Source organism: Flavobacterium sp. UM26 (assembly GCF_057922445.1).
Genome location: NZ_JBVHCY010000003.1, coordinates 146,794 through 169,715, shown reverse-complemented (window position 1 = coordinate 169,715; position 22,922 = coordinate 146,794). Strand labels below are relative to the sequence as shown.

General features: G+C 33.9%; 23 protein-coding genes. 15 read left to right on the top strand and 8 right to left on the bottom strand.

Annotated elements, in window-relative coordinates:
* Positions 1-28: 28 nt before the first annotated feature.
* From ACZ1AQ_RS05165 to msrA, 3 genes are read right to left on the bottom strand one after another with little or no spacing between them, the layout of a single operon-like run.
* A complete protein-coding gene (locus ACZ1AQ_RS05165) occupies positions 29-331 on the bottom strand; it encodes a hypothetical protein (protein ID WP_489631879.1) in 303 nt (100 codons plus the stop codon).
* A 39-nt stretch (positions 332-370) separates the two neighbouring features.
* Positions 371-1,039 (bottom strand): GTP cyclohydrolase I FolE, encoded by a 669-nt coding sequence (gene folE, locus ACZ1AQ_RS05160; protein ID WP_438060192.1) that lies wholly within the window; start codon positions 1,037-1,039, stop codon positions 371-373.
* 14 nt (positions 1,040-1,053) lie between these two features.
* Complete coding sequence (gene msrA / locus ACZ1AQ_RS05155; protein ID WP_489631878.1) at positions 1,054-1,587, bottom strand: peptide-methionine (S)-S-oxide reductase MsrA; 534 nt, start codon at positions 1,585-1,587, stop codon at positions 1,054-1,056.
* 153 nt (positions 1,588-1,740) lie between these two features.
* On the opposite strand from msrA, the gene ACZ1AQ_RS05150 reads away from it, so the two are divergent.
* From ACZ1AQ_RS05150 to ACZ1AQ_RS05110, 9 genes are all read left to right on the top strand, one after another.
* Positions 1,741-2,406, top strand: a complete 666-nt coding sequence (locus ACZ1AQ_RS05150) for an ABC transporter ATP-binding protein (RefSeq protein ID WP_489631877.1) — start codon at positions 1,741-1,743, stop codon at positions 2,404-2,406.
* A 30-nt stretch (positions 2,407-2,436) separates the two neighbouring features.
* Complete coding sequence (locus tag ACZ1AQ_RS05145; protein ID WP_489631876.1) at positions 2,437-3,201, top strand: TIGR02757 family protein; 765 nt, start codon at positions 2,437-2,439, stop codon at positions 3,199-3,201.
* Positions 3,202-3,270: 69 nt separating this feature from the next.
* Positions 3,271-4,332 (top strand): HEAT repeat domain-containing protein, encoded by a 1,062-nt coding sequence (locus ACZ1AQ_RS05140; protein WP_489631875.1) that lies wholly within the window; start codon positions 3,271-3,273, stop codon positions 4,330-4,332.
* Complete coding sequence (locus ACZ1AQ_RS05135) at positions 4,323-5,765, top strand: glycosyltransferase family 2 protein (RefSeq protein WP_489631874.1); 1,443 nt, start codon at positions 4,323-4,325, stop codon at positions 5,763-5,765. The genes ACZ1AQ_RS05140 and ACZ1AQ_RS05135 overlap by 10 nt, the downstream gene beginning before the upstream one ends.
* Before the next feature lie 6 nt (positions 5,766-5,771).
* Complete coding sequence (locus ACZ1AQ_RS05130; protein WP_489631873.1) at positions 5,772-7,037, top strand: YaiO family outer membrane beta-barrel protein; 1,266 nt, start codon at positions 5,772-5,774, stop codon at positions 7,035-7,037.
* A 65-nt stretch (positions 7,038-7,102) separates the two neighbouring features.
* Positions 7,103-9,262 (top strand): glycoside hydrolase family 20 protein, encoded by a 2,160-nt coding sequence (locus ACZ1AQ_RS05125; protein ID WP_489631872.1) that lies wholly within the window; start codon positions 7,103-7,105, stop codon positions 9,260-9,262.
* A gap of 16 nt (positions 9,263-9,278) precedes the next feature.
* On the top strand, positions 9,279-9,653 hold the full coding sequence (locus tag ACZ1AQ_RS05120) for a response regulator (protein ID WP_489631871.1): 375 nt from the start codon (positions 9,279-9,281) through the stop codon (positions 9,651-9,653).
* A gap of 120 nt (positions 9,654-9,773) precedes the next feature.
* Entirely contained in the window at positions 9,774-10,784 is a 1,011-nt protein-coding gene (locus ACZ1AQ_RS05115; protein ID WP_489631870.1) for a thioredoxin domain-containing protein, read from the top strand.
* Positions 10,785-10,875: 91 nt separating this feature from the next.
* On the top strand, positions 10,876-12,228 hold the full coding sequence (locus tag ACZ1AQ_RS05110) for a DEAD/DEAH box helicase (RefSeq protein ID WP_489631869.1): 1,353 nt from the start codon (positions 10,876-10,878) through the stop codon (positions 12,226-12,228).
* A 72-nt stretch (positions 12,229-12,300) separates the two neighbouring features.
* Here the strand turns inward: ACZ1AQ_RS05110 and ACZ1AQ_RS05105 are convergent, their stop codons facing one another.
* On the bottom strand, positions 12,301-13,416 hold the full coding sequence (locus ACZ1AQ_RS05105) for a lactonase family protein (RefSeq protein ID WP_489631868.1): 1,116 nt from the start codon (positions 13,414-13,416) through the stop codon (positions 12,301-12,303).
* Positions 13,417-13,751: 335 nt separating this feature from the next.
* Between ACZ1AQ_RS05105 and ACZ1AQ_RS05100 the strand changes: the two genes are divergently transcribed.
* From ACZ1AQ_RS05100 to ACZ1AQ_RS05085, 4 genes are read left to right on the top strand one after another with little or no spacing between them, the layout of a single operon-like run.
* A complete protein-coding gene (locus ACZ1AQ_RS05100; RefSeq protein WP_489631867.1) occupies positions 13,752-15,677 on the top strand; it encodes a BatA domain-containing protein in 1,926 nt (641 codons plus the stop codon).
* A gap of 32 nt (positions 15,678-15,709) precedes the next feature.
* The gene (locus tag ACZ1AQ_RS05095) at positions 15,710-16,960 is read left to right on the top strand and encodes a dihydroorotase (protein ID WP_489631866.1); all 1,251 of its coding nucleotides are present in this window, start codon (positions 15,710-15,712) and stop codon (positions 16,958-16,960) included.
* A 24-nt stretch (positions 16,961-16,984) separates the two neighbouring features.
* Positions 16,985-17,308, top strand: coding sequence for a DUF4870 domain-containing protein (locus ACZ1AQ_RS05090; protein WP_489631865.1), 324 nt, complete (start codon positions 16,985-16,987; stop codon positions 17,306-17,308).
* Between the two features lie 20 nt (positions 17,309-17,328).
* The gene (locus ACZ1AQ_RS05085; protein ID WP_489631864.1) at positions 17,329-17,970 is read left to right on the top strand and encodes an alpha/beta hydrolase; all 642 of its coding nucleotides are present in this window, start codon (positions 17,329-17,331) and stop codon (positions 17,968-17,970) included.
* 31 nt (positions 17,971-18,001) lie between these two features.
* Here ACZ1AQ_RS05085 and ACZ1AQ_RS05080 read toward each other — a convergent pair whose 3' ends face one another.
* Positions 18,002-18,502: a hypothetical protein gene (locus ACZ1AQ_RS05080; protein WP_489631863.1), complete on the bottom strand. Its 501-nt coding sequence runs from the start codon at positions 18,500-18,502 to the stop codon at positions 18,002-18,004.
* 14 nt (positions 18,503-18,516) lie between these two features.
* Positions 18,517-19,281, bottom strand: a complete 765-nt coding sequence (locus ACZ1AQ_RS05075; protein ID WP_489631862.1) for an MBL fold metallo-hydrolase — start codon at positions 19,279-19,281, stop codon at positions 18,517-18,519.
* Between the two features lie 97 nt (positions 19,282-19,378).
* Here ACZ1AQ_RS05075 and ACZ1AQ_RS05070 point away from each other — a divergent pair, with 97 nt between their 5' ends.
* Positions 19,379-20,836, top strand: a complete 1,458-nt coding sequence (locus ACZ1AQ_RS05070) for a TonB-dependent receptor (RefSeq protein ID WP_489631861.1) — start codon at positions 19,379-19,381, stop codon at positions 20,834-20,836.
* A gap of 41 nt (positions 20,837-20,877) precedes the next feature.
* Here ACZ1AQ_RS05070 and ACZ1AQ_RS05065 read toward each other — a convergent pair whose 3' ends face one another.
* Positions 20,878-21,336 (bottom strand): YciI family protein, encoded by a 459-nt coding sequence (locus ACZ1AQ_RS05065; RefSeq protein ID WP_489631860.1) that lies wholly within the window; start codon positions 21,334-21,336, stop codon positions 20,878-20,880.
* A gap of 153 nt (positions 21,337-21,489) precedes the next feature.
* Positions 21,490-21,942: a thioredoxin-dependent thiol peroxidase gene (bcp, locus tag ACZ1AQ_RS05060; protein WP_489631859.1), complete on the bottom strand. Its 453-nt coding sequence runs from the start codon at positions 21,940-21,942 to the stop codon at positions 21,490-21,492.
* A 296-nt stretch (positions 21,943-22,238) separates the two neighbouring features.
* Between bcp and ACZ1AQ_RS05055 the strand changes: the two genes are divergently transcribed.
* The gene (locus ACZ1AQ_RS05055) at positions 22,239-22,892 is read left to right on the top strand and encodes an endonuclease III domain-containing protein (protein ID WP_489631858.1); all 654 of its coding nucleotides are present in this window, start codon (positions 22,239-22,241) and stop codon (positions 22,890-22,892) included.
* The last annotated feature ends 30 nt before the right edge of the window (positions 22,893-22,922 follow it).

Genomic DNA, 22,922 nt, shown 5'->3' with positions numbered 1-22,922 from the left:
TTTCTGAAGCTTTTTTTGTTGGTATTAATTAAGAATTTTTCTGTTTCTTGATGAGATAAGTGTATATCCAAGTCAAAGTAAACGTAGGAATAACATCCGAGAAAGGAAAGGCTTCTTCTATAAATGTTATCGCTCCCGCTACTTTCCCAACACTTCCTTTGTACATCCAGGTCATCAGAAAACCCGCTAAGGGTGCCCAAACGACATCTGAGAATTCACCAATTATTGGAATGGAAAAAGAGAGCATTCCGATAGCATCAAACAAAATACTCAAGAATAAATGTCTTCTTTTCTGAGAAGTTTCAGCGCTAATTTCTGCTTGGTTTGTCATTTTTAAATTTTTGAAAAGACCAAACAAAAATAGTGCCTTTTATTCTTGTTTGATCATATTGAAGAAATCATTTCTATTTTCTTTTTCATTAAAAATCCCCCCATATTGAATCGTAGAGGTAAAACTAGTTTCATCTTTAATTCCGCGGCTAGAAACACACAAATGTTTTGCTTCCATCACAACAATCACGTTGTCCGTTTCCAAAACAGTTTTCAATTCATTAAAAATTTGCATAATTAAACGCTCTTGTACTTGGGGACGACGAGAATAATAATCAACAATTCGGTTCAATTTTGACAACCCAATCACTTTGCCGCTTGAAACATACCCAATGTGAGCTTTACCTACAATGGGTAAAAAATGATGCTCACAGGTAGAGTTGAAATTAATATTGGCTTCGACCAACATTTTGTCATAATGATAACTATTTTCGAAAACAGAAATTTTAGGTTTGTTCTTAGGATCTAAACCACTAAAAATTTCTTGAATGTACATTTTGGCAACACGAAACGGAGTGCCACTCAAGCTATCATCTGTCATATCCAATCCCATTTCTTCCATAATGGCATGAAAATGATGCTCAATTCGTTGCATTTTCTCGGCATCCGATTTTACAAATGCGTCAACTCTAAGCGGTGTATCTGCACTGGTGGCTTGGTGATTATCACCTAAAATTTCAATTAATTCTCTGTCTAATACTGTGTTCATCTTTTAGGTGCTATTTATTTTAATAATGTAGTAAACGATTCAGATAGCTTGTTCATTTTGGGAGTAATAACGTAATGACAATACGATTGTTCCTTATTTTGTTGATAATAGTTTTGATGGTACGATTCGGCTGGATAAAAGGTAGTAACAGGAGAAAGTTGAGTAACGATAGGTGAATCGAAAACTTTAGCTTCTTCTAATTGCAGGATATAAGTCTCAGCTAATAGCTTTTGACTTTCAGAATGATAAAAAATTTCACTGCGGTATTGCGTTCCTACATCGGCGCCTTGTCTATTGAGCGTTGTTGGATTGTGTGTAGCAAAAAACACTTCTAAAAGAGTTTCAAAAGCAATTAAGTCCTCATCATATGTAATTTGAATAGCTTCTGCGTGTCCTGTTGTACCTGTACATATCTGTTTGTAGGTTGGATTTTCAACAGCACCTCCAATATAACCTGACACTACTGACTCTACTCCTTTGAGCTGTAAAAACACAGCTTCGGTACACCAAAAACAGCCTCCAGCAAATGTTGCAATCGATTTATTCATTAAAAATTGAATTATAATTTTGTTTAACAAAAATAGCAATTAATTAAACAAAAAAGATGATTTAACTAAATATTAATAAATGTTACTATAAAGAAATTTTATAATAGTTGAGTGGCAGACAAAATCTTTGTTTCTTTGTAAAAATAGATTGGAATGATACAAGCAAAAAACATACATAAATTCTATGACCAACTTGAGGTTTTAAAAGGAGTTGATTTACATATCACTAAAGGAGAAATTGTATCTATAGTGGGGGCTTCTGGTGCTGGAAAAACCACTTTACTTCAAATACTTGGCACTTTAGACAGACCGACTTCGAATGAAAATTCAAGTTTGTTAATTAATGGAGAAGATGTCTTGAAAATGAACGACAAAGCTTTGTCACGTTTTAGAAATTTAAACCTAGGGTTTATTTTTCAATTTCATCAGTTATTACCAGAATTCACCGCATTAGAAAACGTATGTATTCCTGCTTTTATAGCCGGAAAAAACAAATTAGAAACAGAAATTGAAGCGAAAAAATTATTAGACTATTTAGGGCTTTCTCATAGACATAATCATAAACCTAACGAATTATCAGGTGGTGAACAACAACGCGTTGCTGTGGCAAGGGCTCTTATAAACCAACCAGATATTATCTTTGCAGATGAACCATCAGGAAACTTAGACACTACATCAGCTGAAAATTTGCACCAACTTTTTTTTAAACTTAGAGACGAATTGGGGCAAACATTCGTCATAGTTACACATAATGAAGATTTAGCAAATATGGCTGATAGAAAATTAGTAATGGTGGATGGTCAAATTAGCAGTAAATAATCCAAATCAACTATAGAAAAACACCTAAACATGACAGAGGCTGAACTCAAAGACTTTCTAGACCAAAAAGTTGTACAATACAACACCCTAGATTTTATAGAAAGTGATCCAGTTCAAATCCCGCATTTATTTACTCAAAAAGAAGATATTGAAATTGCTGGTTTCCTGAGCGCAACTATCGCTTGGGGTAACCGCAAAATGATCATCAAAAACAGTCATAAAATGATGGACTTGATGGGAAATTCACCTTATGATTTTGTTTTATCTCATTCAGATAGCCATTTGGAGGCTCTTGATTCATTTGTTCATAGAACTTTTAACGGACTGGACTTTAAGGCTTTTATAAAAGGATTACAGCATGTATACAAACATCATGGTGGATTAGAAAATGTTTTTGCAAAACATCAAGAAACCACGAGTGTCCAAAAAAGCATTCATGAGTTTAAAAAAATATTTTTTGAAGTAAATCAACCGCAAAGAAGTCAAAAACACATCTCTGATCCATTCAATAATTCGGCAGCCAAAAGAATCAACATGTACCTAAGATGGATGTGTCGTCAAGACAATAAAGGAGTAGATTTGGGCATTTGGAAAAGCATTTCTCCTTCAAAATTATCCTGTCCTCTGGATGTACATTCAGGTAATGTCGCTCGCAAATTAGGTCTTTTGAATAGAAAACAAAATGACGGAAAAGCCTTAAACGAATTAGATACCCAACTCCGAATTTTAGACCCAACCGACCCTGTGAAATATGATTTTGCTTTATTTGGCTTAGGGGTTTTTGAAGGCTTTTAAAAACATAAACCCTTAAAAAACAAAAAGTTATTCCTATTTTTATTACATTTGAGTGACTAACTATTTTTTATGGATACTTTTTTATTTTTTATAAAAAATTTTGCCGTACCTATACTTTTTATAGGAATCCTATTTGTTAGCGTATTACTTGTAACCAAAAGATTGTACAATCAATGGTTATTTCGTCTTAAAAAAAAATACAAAGCTATTATTCAGCAATTTTTGATAGAAATTGTTATCCAAGATTACAGCAAACAAGAGATTAAATCTAAACTTAAACAATTTCGCAATTCGATCCCTTTTAACCAAAATTGGTGCAAAAGTATCATTATCAATGAAATGATTCGATTGAAGAAAAACATCAAAGGAGATAAGACAGCAATTGTTTCAATATTATATAAAAGTTTAAAACTGCACAAATATTCCTCAAAACTCATTCGTGATTTTAGACCTTATAAAAAATGCATTGGTTTTTATCATTTTCAAATAATGAAGTATAATAAAGGAAAACACCAAATTATACCTTACCTAAAGAGTCGGAATGACTTAATTCGATCCAATGCCAATATTAGTTTTATAGCACTTGTTGATTTGAGTAAAGATGAATTACTCTACATTCCTGATAGAATCTCTAAACTTAATCAAATAAAAATCATGGATATGTTTTTTGAATTAAAAAAAGAATATCCCACAAGTCTTGATTTTTTGTTACAATCGGATAAAAGTTCGTTGATTGAATTGGGTTTAAAAATTGTAACCTATTTCAATAACCGAAGCAAATCAGAAAGAATTATTGCGCTTTTGAACTACCCTGTCGAATCAGTTAGGACAGAAGCCCTTACAGCTATAAGTAAACTCTTTCTAAAAGAAGCCGAAAAACCAATTTTAGAAAAAATCACAATTTATTCCAAAAAATCCCAGATTAAATGCTTTAGATGTTTAGCAGAAATAGGTTCTCAACTTACCTCTAGTTACATCACCTCAAGATTTGAAAACTATACTGATAGTGATGTTCAGCTCTCTGCTTTGTATTGCTTACAAAAAATTGATCCAACGCTTGCCAACGCATTAGTTGATAAAAATGAAAATTATTCAAGAATGTTAAAACATGTAAAAACATTATGGATGTAATTAAAAGTATTGTAGAAATTGTTTTATCAATCTATGAAATATTCATAGCGATTTTCTCTTTCTCTTATGTTTCATTTTACTTGGTTTTGGCCGTATTATCCTATATCGCAATCGTTAAACACATTAATAATAAAAAATTTTTAGATGACGATATTGTTACACGATCCAATTATATGCCGGGTGTTTCTGTGGTTGCACCTGCATTTAATGAAGGTCCCAATATAGTTTACAATGTAAAATCACTATTATCCTTGACCTATCCGAAATATGAAATCATTATTATTAATGACGGTAGTACGGATGACACTTTGGAGAAACTCATCCATGAATTTGAATTAGAAAAAATAGACTTTTACTACCAAGAGAAAATAAAAACACAACCTGTTAAAGGACATTACAAATCAAAAAACCCCGTTTACTCAAAATTATTAATTGTCGACAAAGAAAATGGAAAAAGCAAAGCAGACGCTTCAAATGCTGGAATTAATTCCTCTCAATATCCCTTGTTTTTATGTACAGACGTAGATTGCATTCTTAAGAGAAATACACTACTCAAACTTACAAAACCATTCATAGAAAACGAAACTCGAGTAATAGCCACAGGAGCTGGCATCCGTATTTCTAATTCCTGCGAAATCAAAGATGGTTTATTAGTAAAAGTACATTTTCCAAAAAAATGGTATCCCCGTTTCCAAGAATTAGAATATGTACGTTCTTTTATTTTTGGAAGAATGGCTTGGAGTCAAATCAATGGCTTACTACTCGTTTCTGGTGGATTAGGCATGTTTGACAAAGAAATTGTAATTGCCGCGGGTGGTTATTGGCATAAATCCCTAGGAGAAGATATGGAATTGATTACTCGGATGAGAAAATATATGCATCACAAAAATGAACCTTTTTTGATACAATACATTCCAGAATCCCTATGCTGGACAGAGGTACCTGAAACCAAAACTATTTTTATTAGACAGCGTGTGCGATGGGCCCGAGGCTTGGTACAAACGCTTTATTTACATAGAAAAATGTTTTTCAACAAAAAATATGGACGAACCGCCTTTGTCACACTACCTTTCTTTTTTGCCTTTGAGTTTATGGTGCCCATTATTGAACTTTTGGGCATTATTGTACTTTCACTAAGTTATGTTTGGGGTTTGATTAATTTTGAATTTTTACTCATCATGACAGCTTTTGTGTATTTAGTTTATTTATTCATCACATTGGTTTGTATTTTGATTGATGAAACGCTATACAGAAGTTATGCGAATTACAAAGAACTTCTTATTCTAATAGGAATGGCCATAATCGAACCCATAGCATATCATCCATTAACCATTTTTACCTCCTTGAAAGGTTATTGGGATTTTTTCGTTCAAAAAGAACAACAATGGGGTGTAATGGTTCGAAGAGGATATGAGCAACCCAAACCAAATTAACTATATATGAGACAGTTTCAATTATATATTCATCAAATTATAACTGTGATTCTTTTTTTGGGGAGTTTATCACTTTGTGCTCAAAAAATAAACACAGATAGTTTGTTAGTAGCCATAATTACAGACATGAAAACAACTACTAACTATCAAAAAAATATAGATAACTGTTTGCTGGGAAAAAAAATCGCACCCGAATATCTGGATTTTCAATTGCTTTTAGGACGAAATTATGAATTCATCAAGCAAACTGATAGTGCCCGATATTATTACAAAAAAGTAATAGACAAAAATCCGAAATACGATGAGGCTTTTTTGTATTTAATCAATATGACAACTGATGAAAAAAAATATACAGAAGCGATAGACCTGACTACAAAAGCTATTGAATATCATCCCAATCAAATTGCTTTTTATCACAAAAAAGCCGATTTATACGAACTGATAAAAGAGGACAAAAAGCGTAAAATTTTCCTGTTGGAAACACAAAAACGCTTTCCTGAAGACTCTAAAACAACAGAAGCGCTTATACAACTTGATCAAAGACACATTCATACCAGAATTGGACTTAACTATAATTTTACTCTAGTTGATAAAAATGAAATAGGACCATGGCATCTAGTACATCTTGAAGGAGTGAAAGAACAAAAATGGGGCTCAATTATTGGTAGAATTAGTTATGCAAACCGATATAATACAGCAAATTTTATATCAAAAGGGTTTCAATATGAAATAGAAACATACCTTCTTATGGGTAAAAGGAATTATTCGTATTGGGACATTACTTTTAGCAACGATTACGTTTTTCCCAAATATAGAATAGGAGGCTCATTTTTTCTAAATTTTAATAAAGGATGGGAAAGCGACATCGGATTCCGATATATTAAGACCTTAAACATAGATGTCCTTACACTGGTAACTGGTGTAAGTAAATATGTTGGCCCCTATATGTTCACCATAAAAGGATTTTTAAACAATGACAAAAAAAAATATAACCCCGTATTATTAATAAATGGTAGGTATTACTTTGATTCAAAATACGATTATATCAACTCAATCATTGGATTTGGGACTTCCCCTGATGAACGAACCACTATCGCGCAATTACAAAACAGATTCAATTTAAGTTCATATCGAATGGGACTTGGGTACTATCACATTTTTGCTAAAAAGATAATTTCAGGTTTACAAATCAATTACAATTATCAAGAATTCTTTCCAAATTTATATCAAAGCGAATATGAATTCGCGCTTTTATTACATTACAAATTATAGCTATGAAAAGTAAGTATTTGATTTATTGGGCCCTATGTATTACTCTAATTTCAACACCTTTTTTAATGGCACAGTCTAATTTGATATCTATAAAAAAAACAAACAAAGTAGATATTGTCTATACCTCTGCAGATGGATTGGCAGCTGCTAAAATCTTATGGATGAATTTAGACCAATCTATACCACAAACCTTTGAATTACAGAGTGAAAACAAACCAAAAACTGATAAAACTCAAATCGTACTAGATATACAAAAAAACAACAAAGAACTTACTAACCAGAGTTTTATAATCAAAAGTGATAGTAGCAGCATTTACATTATTGGCAAAAATCCCAAAACACTACAGCAAGGTGTTTATACTCTTTTAGAATTTTGGGAATTTAGGAAATTCACTGCCACAGTATCCTATTATCCAAAACATGATGTACTAACGTTTCCAAAAAACTTTTATAAAAAATACCAACCTTCCTTTGCTTATAGAAGCTTATTGTATCCTGATTCCTATGACCAAGCCTTTCGAGAATGGCATAAACTAGATTGGATAAATGATGATTTTGGTCTTTGGGGGCATACTTTTGATCGCTTAGTTCCACCAAAAGACTTTTTCAAAAAAAATCCAAAACTTTTTGCCTTATATGAAGGAAAAAGAAGAGCTGAATCGCTTTGCATGACCAATGATACAGTAATTGAACTCGTAAGTAGTGCCCTAAAAAAAGTTATCGCAGAAAAACCCAATGCTCGCTATTTTTCTATAAGTCAAAATGATGATGTGATATATTGTGAATGTGCACAATGTCGTAAAATCAATTCGAATCATGGCGGTCCACAAGGTTCTCTTTATACGTTCCTGAACAAAATTGCCAAACGTTTTCCAAAAATACAACTATGCACATTAGCCTATTTACATACTTATAATCCTCCAACAAACATTAAGATTGCTCCAAACATTACAACGCTTTTTTGCCCCATAGAAATGGATCGAGGCCTTCCGATCTCACCTGATAACAGAAATAAATCTATTGCAAATACAATATCTAGATGGGGTAAAACCAATAAAAATCTAATTGTATGGGATTATACCGTTCAATTCTCCAACTATTTATCGCCTTTTCCTAACATTCCATATTTTGAAGAAAACTATAAAACATTTCAAAAAAATAATGTAAGAGGATTGTTTGTTCAAGGGTATGCAGATGTTCCAGGAGATTTCTCAGAATTAAGACAATACCTATTAGCAAAACTGCTTTGGGACACCACAATTGATGTTCCTGCAACCATAGCCGACTTTTTGAGAGGGTATTATGGAAAAGCCGCTAAAAATATTCAAGATTATCTCAATCTGCTATCGGCAAATCAAAAAAAATCCAAAGCTTATCTCGATATTTACTCTGGCCCAATTCAGAATAGAAATACCTATCTAACCCCAGAAGCCATGGATCAATATGATCAAATCATTGAAGAAGCCCTAAATGCTGTAGCAGATGATAGCAGCATCAAATCTAGAATTGAAAAACTGAGACTTTCCCTAGAGTACGTTTATTTTGAACAATCAAAATTTTATGGTGCCGATGCTCATGGCCTTTTTGTTAGTGACGAAAATGGCAAAAAAACAGTCAGAAATGGACTTACCGAAAGAGTCTATCAATTTAGCCAAAAGTGCAAGCAAATGGGTATTTATGAATTAAGCGAAGGAGGAGTATCTCCGGATAAATACTACGAGGATTGGTTAGTAATAAGTAAAAATACTAGTCAACATTTGGGCGAAAAAATGAAAATTAATTTACTCACTCCTCCTGCCAATGAGTATTCAGGCAAAGGCCCCCAAGGATTGATTGATGGAATAAAAGGATACCATGATTTTAACATCAACTGGTTAGGCTGGTATGGTACCAACCCAATTATAGAAATCAACCCCAATTCGATACGATTCAATACTTTGAAAATCACATTTCTAGAAGATCAAAGACATTGGATTTTTCCTCCCAAATCCATAACAGTTTTAGGTCTAAAAAATAATCAATGGGTAAACATAGCTATTAAAAATAGTGAAGATTTAACGGAAATTTACGACATTACAACAAAAACTTGGGAAATAAACGGCCATAACTTTAGTAATTTTGCAAAAATAAAATTAATCATTCAAAATCAAGATATTGTACCCAGTTGGCGCTTTCGTAAGAATAAAAAACCAATGGTCATGCTGGATGAAATCGAAGTTTTCTGAATTAAAAACCCTTGAGATGAATACAATTCCAAACATACTAATTATTGAAAATGATTCCATGACTTTGGATATCTTATCAATTATTTTTGAAAAAGAAAAGTATAATTTAACTGTTGCTAACGATGGAAACGAAGCCATTTCGTTGGTACAAAAAAAGGGGTTCGATTTGATCATAATAGCCATACTTATTCCGCCAAGATCTGGTTTAGAAGTTATTAGTTACCTGAATAAAAACTATCCAAACATACCCATTGTGGCACTTTCTCCTTTAGCTGATGAAGAAAAAACTGTCGAAGAAGCTTTTGAATTAGGAGTGTCTGATTTTATTGCCAAACCTTTCAATCCAAATGAACTACTATTGCGAATAAAACGCTTATTGAAAAACAACTAAAAGTCAAATCACCTTCCTTCTAAAAAAAGAGAATTACAAAGCTTAATAAACAGTAATACATTAATTAACAATTGTTTAGAATTATTATTCATATCTTTGAGACAACACAGATCTTTTCGCATGAAAGAATTCTTGTCCAACATAGCTTCTAATTCATTATCATTACTAGCAATTGCAATAATTGTTTTGGTAATTTCTGTGGCTTTATTCAAAGCAATTCGCAAAAGAAATCTTCAAAAAACTCAGCACCGAACACTCCCAATTATCAAACATTTCTTAATCGATATTGTCAAAAATCATGACAATAAAGACTTTATTAGAGAAAAAATAAAGGAGATAAAAAGAAAAATACCCCTTAGAGCAACATGGTGCAAAGAAATGATGATAGACGAGATGATTCTCCTAAAAAAGAAACTAAGTCATGAAGAAGCTGAGACCATAATCCTTGTATATCGAACACTAAAACTACATAAATATTCTTCTAGTCTAATTAATGATAGTAAAATCTATAAAAAATGTCTTGGCTTTTACCATTATCAAACTATGCATTATGCTAAAGGCATCAACAAAATTATCCCCTATTTAAAGAGTAAAAATCAGCTTATCCAGTCCAATGCAAGTGTAGCATACCTTTCTCTAACCAATATTTCTACTGGAAATACAATCTATCAAAGTAAAAAAACAATTAAACGAAATAAAGAAAAAATAGAAAACCTATTTTACATTCAAAAGTATCCATACAACAGCAATATTGATTTTTGGTTGAAAGCAAAAAAAACATCAATTTTATTATTAGGGCTAAAAATTGCCGCTCACGAAAGTAATGGTAATGATACTAATGCCATTATTCAATTACTTTCTAACAAAAGCAATACTGTGAAAAACGAAGCACTTATCACCATTAAAAAATTGCATCTACAAGAAGCCGAAACCAAAATCCTTTCTTTATTAGAACAATATACTCCGGAGCTTCAAGAGCAAAGCCTACAGACACTAAAAGTCATTGGTACCGCTGAAACAATAGCATACATTCAAAGTAAAATGTCTTATTTTGATAACATCACTCTAAAAAATACTGCAACTGAGTGCTTGGAAACGTTATCATCGAGAGAAAAAATCATGGCTAATTAATAACCTTCATCCAGAACACATTACTAAGGAACAAGTCAAGAAAATAGTATTTACAGCTTATATTAGTATCTTTGCCAAAAAAATAATGCAAATGAGCACTTTCGAGCAATTCAATCTTCCAAAATCCTTACAAAAAGCAATAGATGAAATAGGATTTACCTCTCCCACTCCCATTCAGGAAAAAACTTTTTCTGTAATTATGTCTGGAAGAGATATGATGGGAATTGCACAAACAGGAACTGGTAAAACCTTTGCTTACCTAATTCCTTTATTGAAACTTTATAAATTTACGCATACCAATACCCCAAAGATTGTCATCCTTGTACCTACCCGAGAATTAGTTGTTCAAGTTGTCGAAGAAGTAGAAAAGTTAACCAAATACATGTCGGTTAAAACCCTTGGAATTTATGGAGGTGTCAATATCAATACTCAAAAAAAAGCAGTTTATGAAGGTGTTGATATTTTAGTAGGAACTCCGGGTAGAACTATGGATTTGGCTTTGGATGCAGTGGTACGATTTGATGAAACTCAAAAATTAGTTATCGACGAATTCGACGAAATGCTCAATTTAGGTTTTCGAACTCAATTAACGGCTTTACTAGCTATGATGAAAACCAAGCGTCAGAACATTTTATTCTCGGCTACCATGACCGATGAAGTAGATGAAGTACTGAACGATTATTTTGATTTTCCAGAAGAAATAACTCTTGCAGCTTCAGGAACACCTTTAGAGAATATTGAACAAATTACCTACAATGTTCCAAATTTTAATACCAAAATCAATCTTCTTAAGCATTTGTTAGAAAATAATGAAGACATGAGTAGAGTTTTGGTTTTTGTGAACAACAAAAAAATCTCAGACATGCTATTTAATCGAATAGATGAATTGTTTGAGGGGCAATTTGGAATTATCCATTCCAATAAATCGCAAAACTATCGATTAAGTACAATGGCAGAATTTCAAGCAGGAAACTTGAGAGGCTTAATCACCACCGATATCATGGCGAGAGGATTAGATATTTCGAACATTACCCATGTCATCAACTTCGAAATGCCAGAGCTACCAGAACTCTACATGCACCGTATTGGTAGAACCGGTAGAGCCGATGCCACTGGAACCGCAATTAATTTCGTAACACCTCGCGAAGAAGAAGCAAAAATCGAAGCTGAAGTCTTAATGAATATGGAATTGACCATCAGTGATTTTCCTGAAGAAGTCGAAGTATCAACCAAATTGATTGAACCCGAAAAAGACCGCCAACCCATTAAGTTCTTAATGAAAAAAGTGAAACTTGAAGGAGAAGGCGCTTTTCATGAAAAAAGCAAAAAGAACAAAAAAGTCAATCTTGGCGGGCCATCCAAAACAAAAAAGAAAACACATGGTTCTGTAAACCGAAACATGCTTAAAACAAGAGCCAAAAAACGAAAAGACTCCAATAAATAAACAATAAATAATAAGCCACGAATCACCAATTAAATTATTGAATTCGTGGCTTAAATTTAATATTTTGAAAGATTACAAACGCTTTTCAAAAAGCAAGTAAACCGGCGAACATACCGATATTCTTTTTTCAGTATCTGTCAAAACACCCGTATTTTTATCTCTTCTAAAAACCACCACTTCATTGCTGAATTGGTTAGCTACCAACAAAAAATTACCTGTTGGATCAATCACAAAACTTCTAGGCCCTTTACCTAAAGTACTCACCGACTCTTTAAATTCCAACTTTCCATTTTTCAATACTTTAAAAATAGAAATAGTATTGGCCTCTCCTCTATTAGTCGCATACAAAAACTTACCCTCTGGCGATAACGCAATGGCTGCCGAACGAAAATCGCCTTTGTAATCTCTTACCATTACCGAAGTATCTTCTACCAAAGTCAATTCTCCCTTAGCAAAACTATACGTCAACAAACCACCATCCAATTCATTCAAAACATAAACAAATTTTCCGTCTTTATCAAACGTTAAATGACGTGGTCCCCCGCCAGCTCTCACACTCACACTGCTTTTAAAAGTCAATATATCTTTGCTTGCATCCGCATTATAATTGTAAACATAAATTTTATCAGTACCTAAATCAACTGCCAAAACATACTTATAATCCGGAGAAAAAGCCACCATGTGAAGGTGCGATGACTCTTGACGCTCCTTATTTGGGCCACTACCAGAAAGTTGCACCACTTGTTTAGCATCCGTCAAACTTCCATCAGCATTTTTAAAGAAAACAGTAATACTTCCACCAGAATAATTAGCAGTAATTACATTTTTATCATCTGTAATAATATGACATGGATCAGCACCCTTTGTCGCTTGTTTGTTCAACACTATAATCTTACCCGCTTTCCCATCATAACTAAATGAAGTAGCAGTGCTTGTAGCCCCCGATTCATTCACCGCATAAAGATGTTTATTATCAGAAGAAAGAGCCAAATAACTCGGATTTTGAATATTAACGGTGGTTCCGTGCAACAACGAATTTCCTGAATTTACATCAAACTTATAATTATAAATTCCTTTTTTCTCACAAGTATTCGTATAAGTACCCACAAGTAAATGATAAAGATCCTGCTGAGCGTGAAGTGTTGTAAAAAAAGAAACAAAAACTAGCACAAAAATCTTGCTTTTCATAATATATGTATTTTTTAGAGTCGCGAAAATACTCATTATTTCAATACCCCGAAACAAATAACTCCTTTTTGAAAAAACCAAACATCATCGCCCATTTATAGGTACAAATTCGTATTTTTGGAAGGCAAAAAAGACTTGACAAGTAATTTTTTGAAGCACAAACAATAGGACAATTTGTTAGCATCGTCCCGCTCTCCGTTATATCTTTTCCTTTTTAAAGAAAAAAGAAAAAGGATGCCACTGCGATCGGGGCTAAAGAGCCACAAAAAGCATTTTCAGGAAACATCCAAAAAAAGAAAAAAACAAACCAAATTATAAAGTAAACCATCCATAGAATGCAATTCAAACATCCCGAAATTCTATACTTCCTATTTCTTTTATTACTCCCTATTTTGGTACATCTGTTCCAACTTAGAAAATTCAAAACAGAGTATTTTACCAATGTCCGTTTCTTAAAAAAACTGACCATTGAATCCCGAAAAAGTTCCAAAATCAAAAAAAGACTTTTACTAGCTACTCGATTGTTACTGCTAACGGGGTTAATCATAGCTTTCGCACAGCCATTCTTCGAAGCAAAAGATTATAAAAATGCCAATAACGAATTGTATATTGTCTTAGACAATTCCTTCAGTATGCAAGCCAAAGGCAATCGTGGTGAACTACTCAAAAGAGCCGTTCAAGAATTATTAGAAGAAATCCCAGAAAGCACCACTTTTTCATTACTAACCAACGATCAGGCTTTTTGGAATACCAATATTAAATCCATTCAAAGTGAACTTCAAAATCTAAGTTATTCTGCCATTCCCTTTGAAATCAACACTCAATTAGCCAAAATAAAAGCAAGAAAATCAGCTTTCAAAAAAGACATCATAATCCTATCCGATGGCATTGGCACCTCTCAAAAACCTGCACAAAAAAATGACGAAGAACTCATTTATTTTATACAATCTGAAGCCGAACAAACCAATAACGTAGCAATCGATAGTGTTTATATTAATCAAACTCTAGATAATTTTTACGAAATTTCGGTAGCTATCAAAGGTTTTGGAGATGATTTTAATCCTCTTCCAGTCGCTCTGTACAATCAAAACAAGTTGATTGCCAAAACTATGATTACTCCAGATTCTAAAATGAAAACGGTCAACTTCACCATTCCAAAACAAGAATTTCAGGGCTATGCTACTATTAAGGACAAAGCATTGACCTACGACAACGATTATTTCTTTAGCATCAGTAAAAACAAAAAAATTAGTATTTTAAGTATCGGTGAAGCTACAAAAAGTGACTTTTTATCCCGAATTTTCACTTCTGAAGAATTCAATTACAGCAATTCAGAGTTACGCACTCTGGATTACAACACCATCGAAAAACAAGCGACTATTGTACTCAATGAAATTCCCGATATTCCACAAGCCTTGCAAACTACCTTACAAACTTTTGTGAACAAAGGTGGTAATTTGGTCATAATTCCTTCCGAGACTACCCCAACAACAACAGCCAATACTTTTCTAAAGAATCTCGGAAATGTGCAATTTATAGCTCTGGAAAATAACTCCAAACAAATTACCAAAATCAATTTTAATCATCCACTTTTTAATGGCGTATTCGAAAGTAAAATCACCAATTTTCAATATCCAAAAGCCGAAAAATCATTTGGAATCAAAAGTGCTTATCCAAGTATTCTTTCTTACGAAGATCAAACTGCTTTTCTTACGGCTATACCAAAATCTGTAGGAGCGGTTTATATCTTCTCGGCCCCTCTAAATACAAAAAACACCAACTTTCAACTATCTCCTTTGATTGTTCCTGTATTTTACAAAATGGGAGTCAACAATAAAAATACTTTACTCTATGCCGCAACTATTGGCAACAATTCACCTTTTTGGGTAAATACTACACTGAGCAAAGAAGCTATTTTGACTGTAAAAGGGAAAGAAGAACAATTTATCCCCATACAACAAATGTTGGACAATAAAGTAAAATTAACCTTTGCTGACCTACCCAAAAAATCAGGAAATTATACCATTTTCAATAAAGAAATAAGCCTAGAAAACATCTCATTCAATTATGCCCGAACAGAAAGCGATTTGAATCAAGTGAATACCAATTGGGTAACTTCTTTTGATACAATGGACAGTATCAAAAGTGTTTTCAACACGTTACAAACCAATCGAACAGACCATCAACTTTGGAAATGGTTTCTTATCTTTGCCCTAACATTTTTGCTTGCAGAAATGGCCATCATCCGATTTGTAAAATAACTAAAGTTTAAAAAAACTTATCTTCTATACCCATGAAAATTCTCCTTAGAGCAGCTACAATCATCGATTCTAAAAGTCCTTTTCACAATAAAACTATGGATATTTTAATCCATGACGGATACATCAAAAAAATAGGAGTTGGACTCTCAACAGATGAAGCTCAAGAAATCCAATTACCACAATTACACGTTTCAACTGGTTGGTTTGATAGCAGCGTGTCTCTGGGAGAACCCGGTTTTGAAGACAGAGAAACCATTAGTAATGGTCTTACTGTAGCAGCAAAAAGCGGATTTACAGCCATTGCTTTACAACCCAATTCACATCCAATTATTGATAATCAAGGGCAAATTAACTTTGTTTTAAACAAAGCTAAGGATGCCTTAACGCAACTATATCCCATTGGCGCTCTAACAGTAAACAGCGAAGGAAAAGATATGGCCGAACTTTTTGATATGAAAAAAGCGGGTGCTATTGCGTTTGGTGATTATAATAAAAGCTTGGACAATGCTAACTTGTTGAAAATCGCTTTGCAATATGTGCAAGATTTTGATGGACTAGTTATTGCTTTTGCTCAAGACGAAAAAATAAAAGGTAATGGTGTAGCCAACGAGGGCTTAGCATCAACAAGATTAGGGCTAAAAGGTATTCCGACTCTTGCTGAAGAATTACACATTGCCAGAAACTTATTTTTATTAGAATACACAGGAGGGAAATTGCACATTCCAACCATTTCAACACAAAAATCAGTTGCGTTAATAAAAGAAGCAAAAGCCAAAGGTCTACAAGTAAGCTGTAGTGTTAGCGTACATCATTTAGTATTAAACGAAGATCAATTGGATGGTTTTGATACTCGATATAAAGTAACACCACCTCTCAGAAGCGAATCGGATAGAAAAGCCTTACTAGAAGGAATTCTAGACGGAACTATTGACATGATTACAACTGATCATAATCCTATTGATATTGAACATAAAAAAATGGAATTTGACGGCGCTAAAAACGGCACGATTGGACTTGAAAGTGCCTTTGGAGCATTAGCTACTGTTTTACCAACAGCCGTAATCATCGAAAAATTAACCGCAGGAAAAACAACTTTTGGAATTCCGACTCACTCCATAAACGAAGGACAACCAGCCAATTTGACTCTTTTTACTACCGAAGGAGAAAGTATTTTTACCAAAGAAAATATCCTTTCAAAATCTAAAAACTCCGCTTTTCTTGGGCAAAAGCTACAAGGAAAAGTGTATGGTTGTATCAACCAAAATCAAATGATTTTGAACTAATAATTGCCCTAAATCGCAACAAAAATGAGCACTTCAGACAACGGAAAAAATATAGCCATTGTAAGTTATCTTACTATAATTGGCGCCATTATCGCAATTTTTATGAACTCCGAAAAGAAAAATTCTTTTGCTGCTTTTCACATTCGTCAAGCCTTAGGCATTTTCGTTTCTTTCTTTTTAATTGGCTATTTCATTGGCTATTTTGATAGCTGGATGATATCGTCTGCCTTTTATGTATTCTATTTTATCCTATGGATTTATGGCTTTGTAGCAGCATTACAGGGAGAAGCCAAACTTATTCCGCTTTTGGGAGAACAATTTCAGAAGATTTTTAAAAACATAGAATAACATAACTTCAAATACATTTCATGAATTTATCCTTAGAGTACAAGATAAGAGAACCTAAAGTTGTTTTAGCAGAAAATCCAGTATTGATTTTACTACACGGTTACGGCAGCAATGAAGCAGATTTATTCTCTTTTGCACCAGAATTGCCAGATCACTATTATATCATTTCGGCTAGAGCCCCTTATGATTTACAATACGGGAGTTATGCTTGGTATGCCATAAATTTTGATGCGGATCAAAACAAATTTTCGGATAATGATCAAGCACGAGAATCTCGTGATCGCATTGCAAGTTTTATTGACGAATTACTTCAAAATTACCCTATCAACAAAGAAGAAGTAACACTTATTGGTTTTAGTCAAGGTGCTATTTTGAGTTACGCTGTTGCCCTCTCTTATCCCGAAAAAGTAAAACAAATAGTAGCAATGAGCGGTTATTTGAATCCCGATATCATAACTGAAGATTACTTAAAAAACAATCTGAATTCGTTGCGCATTTTTGCATCTCACGGCACAGTAGATCAAGTGATTCCTGTAGAATGGGCCAGAAAAACAGCGCCTTTTATGGAAAAATTAGGCGTTGCTATAACCTATAAAGAATACCCCATCGGACACGGTGTTTCGCCACAGAATTTTTATGACTTCAAAAATTGGTTACAATAAAAAAAGGTGCTTCGAGCACCTTTTTTAATGATTATTTATTATACAATAACGACTGATTAACTTCAAAAGAAATACTTTCGTCTGTATTGACAAAGTATTTTATCAAGACTTCTCCCCAATATTCGCCATCGCTGAAATCAGCAATAATCCATCGGTGATTCAAAATTCTGACTTTATTGATTACAAATTTATTGGGACCAATTGGATCTTGACCTGTGTATGGATTTCCTTTGGGATTGTTATTAAAATCAAGTAATTTCTCGGTTACAACAGGAATCAATTTTTCAATTAAAATTGTTTTATCTGGATTGGTCGCTTCAAAATAATTTTGGGCATTTTCGTTTTTACCCAAAGAAAAATAATTGGCATCATCCAATTTCAGTTCTACTTTTTTGATACTATCTCTAAGTTTGGCAGTAACTTTCGCGAATTTTTCTTGCTCAAATTTTACTTCTTTATTTAAAAACATATAGGTATAAATATTGAATAAAACTGCCAATATAAAACCATAAAGTAGGAGTGATTTTTTCATTTTAAAAATATAGATTAAAGGGTAATAACTAAATTATCGTAGGCCAAAAACACATTTTCTGGCAATTCTTTTTGAACTTCTTCGTGAAAGCCTAATAAATGACTGATATGCGTCAGATATGTTTTTTTAGGTTGAACTAAAGCAATAAAATCGAGCGCTTCTTGCAGATTAAAATGGGTGTTATGAGGTGTTATGCGCAGTGCATTCAAGACCAAAACGTCTAAATTTTTCAATTTTTTAACCTCTTCTGGGGCAACCGTTTTTACATCCGTCAAATAGGCGAAATCATCCACTCGATAACCAAAAACTTGTAAATCGCCATGCATCGCATTAATCGGAATTACCGTTTTACCACCCAATACAAAAGGTTGGTTATTGATTACTTCAATCGTTTTTACCGAAGGAGCGCCTGGATATCTGTTTTCGGTTTCAAAAACATAATCAAAACGTTTCTTTAAATTTTCGATTACACGTTGATGAGCATAAATTGGCATTTCGCCTTGTCTAAAATTAAACGGACGAATATCGTCTAAACCCGCAGTATGATCTGAATGTTCGTGAGTGAATAAAATTCCGTCTACTTTTTGACAATTGGACGCTAACATTTGCTGTCTAAAGTCGGGACCGCAATCGATAACGTAAGAATGGTCTCCCCATGACATCCACAGCGAAACACGCAGTCTTTTATCCTTATAATCAGTGCTTTTACAAACTGGATGTGTACTCCCAATAATTGGAATTCCTTGTGAAGTGCCAGTACCTAAGAAATAGATGTTCAATGGAGTGTTATTTTTTTACAAAAATAGAATTATTTATGATTCATTTCGAAATCGAATTAATTAACTTTGTCACAAAACACCACTATTTAGATTCAAAATGGATACAAAAAAAATCAAACTTAAGGGAGACAAAGTCATTGAGCAAATTCCATCGATAAAGGATAAAGCACTTCGAATAAATCTCAACGAAAATATTTACGGAACATTTGCTGAAATTGGTGCGGGACAAGAAACGGTAAGACATTTTTTTAGAGCAGGAGGTTCTTCTGGAACCATTGCAAAAGCGATGTCAGCTTATGATAAAGATTTTAGTGACGCAGTGTATGGAGTCGAAGAAGATGGACGATATGTAACCGAAAGTCGTCTTAAAAAAATGTTGACTTTTGAAGGAGAATTGATTGAAGAACGTTTAAGTCGAGTAAAACACCCCAACAAATTATTTTTTAGCTACGCCAATACAGTAGCCACCATCGATTTTGCAAAACAATTCAAAGGTCACGGTTGGGTGGGTATTCGCTACCAATTGGATCCAGCAGAAGCATACAACGAAATCATACTTCACATTCGTTTTAAAGAAACGGATTCACGCTTACAACAAGAAACATTAGGAGTATTGGGTGTAAATTTAATTTATGGCGCTTTTTATAAATACAACGACCCAAAAAAATTATTACGCTATTTATACGATCACTTAGACAAAGATCAATTAGAGATTGATACCATCAACTTTTCAGGACCACGATTTGCAGAAGTAGACAACCGATTGATGAGTTTACAATTGGTAAAAAACGGAATGACCGATGCGGTAATGTTCAATCCAGAAGGAAAAAATATCTTACCAGCAGCCATTTTATACAAAAAGAATATTCTAGCTTTTAGAGGTAGTTTCCGTCCGGTTACCAAAGTAAATATGGATATGTATGAAAACTCCATAAAAATGTTCTTGGAGGAAAACAAAGTAGAGAAAGAAAACACCCAAGTTATTTTTGAGATTACGTTATCGAATTTACGTTCGGATGGCGAGATTGACGAGAGAGATTTTATGGATAGAGCCGAGTTGCTATGTTCTTTGGGTCAAACCGTAATGATTTCTAATTTCCAAGAATATTATAAAGTGGTAGAATATTTTGCTAATTATACCAAAGCCCGCATGGGATTAGCGATGGGGGTTAACAACTTGGTTGATATCTTCGACGAGAAATACTACCGTCACTTGAGTGGTGGAATATTGGAAGCTTTTGGTAAATTATTCTATCGCGATATGAAAGTATTCTTATATCCGATGCTGGGTGAAGAAAAAGAAATTATTACTTCTGAGAACCTCAAAGTACATCCAAGAATGAAAGAATTGTACAAATTCTTTAAATTCAACGGAAAAGTGGTAGACATTACAGACTACGACCCAACTATTTTAGAAGTATTCTCTAGAGAAGTACTCAAAATGATTAGCCAAGGAAAGCCAGGCTGGGAACCTATGTTGCCTTCTGGTGTGGCAGAAATCATCAAAAAACAAAGCTTATTTGGTTACGATCCCGAAAAAGTATTACAAGCATAATAAACCGCAAAAGCCAAGTTCTTTACTTGGCTTTTGTATTATTAATGGTTCTTTTTCCAAACTCTATCATGATATGGCAAGTATTCAGGTAATGCCGATGAGCCATACCAAGGAAACACCTCGGCAGTTAATAATTTTACCTTAATAGCTGGATCGGTTTCTAATAATTGATTTGCTTCTTCAATTGTGGTAACATTTAGGATAAAAATCCCTCTCAAATTGGCTTCATTTTTACCCATTGGCCCAGCCACAATCAACTTTTTAGCGTTAGCTAATTTTGCAATATTGGTCATGTGACCCGCAAAACAATCGGCTATGAATTGTTTATCAGTCGTTGTGTTAGTGCCTGTTTTTAGCAATACAAAAACATAACTTTTCATTCCATAGTCATCGGCTCCAAGTTGTTGTGCTAAAGATGCATCATATTTTGGATTGTCATTTTGTGCATAGCTTGAAGTAAATGCAAAAAGTATCGTAAAAAGTAGCAGCCCTGTTTTCATAACTTGATAGAATAAAGTAATAATGAAGTTTTAAAGTAACTATCAAATATAAACATTATTTACTCTTGTTGAACGCTACACAATAAAGCAAGAAAAACAAAAAAGCCAAATGATAGGATTCATTTGGCTTGTTAACTACAACTAATTTTGTTGTTACTTCAAAATCTGTGAGGCGTGTACTTTTGTTTTTACGTCGGTGATAACTTCCTCAATGATTCCTTTTTCGTCGATGACAAAAGTGGTTCGATGAATTCCATCGTACTCTTTGCCCATGAACTTTTTAGGTCCCCAAACGCCAAAAGCTTGGATTACAGCTTTGTCTTCGTCTGCCAATAATGGGAATGGAAATTCGTATTTGTCTTTGAACTTGGCTTGCGCTTTGGCGCTATCGGCACTAACACCTAGTAAAGCATAGTTTTGTGCTTCAAATCGAGCGTAGTTGTCTCTCAAATCACAAGCCTCGGCCGTGCAACCTGGCGTACTGGCTTTTGGGTAGAAAAAAACGACTAGTTTCTTTCCGGCATAATCTGCTAATTGATGCGTTTTTCCGTCTTGATCAACTCCTGAAAATGATGGAGCTGGATCTCCTTTTTGCAATGTGGTCATATTTTGATGTTTATTGTTAGTGGTTGATGGTTGATGGTTTATAGTTTATGGTTTATGGTTTGTTGTTTATGGTGTTTTTGTTTTTCTTAATCGTTAAAGGAGCTTGTTATGCCCCAGATGGTCGTGGAAAGCCCGGACTGAAAAACTGTTATTTTTTCTTGATAAAAAAGAGCGACCAACGGAAGCTCCTTTTTTGTCTTAGAAAAATACAGTTTTGAAGGAGGACTTGTAACGTACAGCTGGATTAGGCACATTATAAAAAATAGGCTATTTTTACTCTCCATAAAAGTAGTAAAATGACCAAACAGGAACGCGTAACATTTGTTATAAATACGTTAAAAGAATTATACCCAACCATACCGATTCCCTTAGATCACAAGGATCCGTACACCTTATTAGTGGCTGTTTTGCTCTCGGCGCAGTGCACAGATGTACGCGTGAACCAAATTACCCCCTTGTTGTTTGCCAAAGCGGACAATCCGTATGATATGGTAAAATTATCTATAGAAGAAATTCAGGATATCATTCGTCCTTGTGGCTTGTCGCCTATGAAATCAAAAGGAATTTATGGTTTGTCCGAAATTTTAATTGAGAAGCATAATGGTGAGGTACCGCAGAGTTTCGAAGCACTAGAAGAATTGCCTGCTGTGGGGCACAAAACGGCTAGTGTAGTGATGTCGCAAGCTTTTGGCGTACCGGCTTTTCCTGTAGATACACACATTCACCGCCTGATGTACCGATGGAATTTGACCAACGGAAAGAATGTCGTTCAGACCGAAAAAGACGCCAAGCGCTTGTTTCCTGAGGAGCTTTGGAACGACTTGCATCTGCAAATTATTTGGTATGGCAGAGAATATTCGCCTGCGAGAGGTTGGGATATAGAGAAAGATATTATCACCAAAACTATTGGTCGAAAATCTGTTATTGACGAGTATTACAAAGGGAAATAAATTCTCTAGGCTAAGCCAACAGCATAAAAA